This window comes from Clostridium cuniculi, from assembly GCF_004353185.1.
Taxonomy (GTDB): domain Bacteria; phylum Bacillota; class Clostridia; order Clostridiales; family Clostridiaceae; genus Clostridium; species Clostridium cuniculi.
In genome coordinates this window covers 1-450 of the sequence record NZ_SMUS01000124.1, presented here as the reverse complement: position 1 = coordinate 450, position 450 = coordinate 1, and the positions used below count along the sequence as shown (strand labels likewise).

The following is a 450-nucleotide window of genomic DNA, read 5'->3' as shown; positions in this document are numbered from 1 at the left end:
CAAGGGTATCTAATCCTGTTTGCTCCCCACGCTTTCGTGCCTCAACGTCAGATATAGTTTGGTAAGCTGCCTTCGCAATCGGTGTTCTGTATGATCTCTAAGCATTTCACCGCTACACCATACATTCCGCCTACCGCAACTACTCTCTAGTTCAACAGTATTAGAGGCAGTTCCGGAGTTAAGCCCCGGTATTTCACCTCTAACTTATCAAACCGCCTACGCACCCTTTAAACCCAATAAATCCGGATAACGCTTGGATCCTCCGTATTACCGCGGCTGCTGGCACGGAGTTAGCCGATCCTTATTCGTATTATACTTTCAGTCAGGTACACGTACCTGAGTTTACCCTAATACAAAAGCAGTTTACAACTCATAGAGCCGTCTTCCTGCACGCGGCATGGCTGGTTCAGACTTGCGTCCATTGACCAATATTCCTCACTGCTGCCACCC

At 48.2% G+C, this 450-nt stretch carries 1 rRNA gene; it reads right to left on the bottom strand.

Annotated elements, in window-relative coordinates:
• Nucleotides 1-450: ribosomal RNA gene (locus EJJ37_RS19900) — 16S ribosomal RNA — on the bottom strand; the annotation flags it as partial.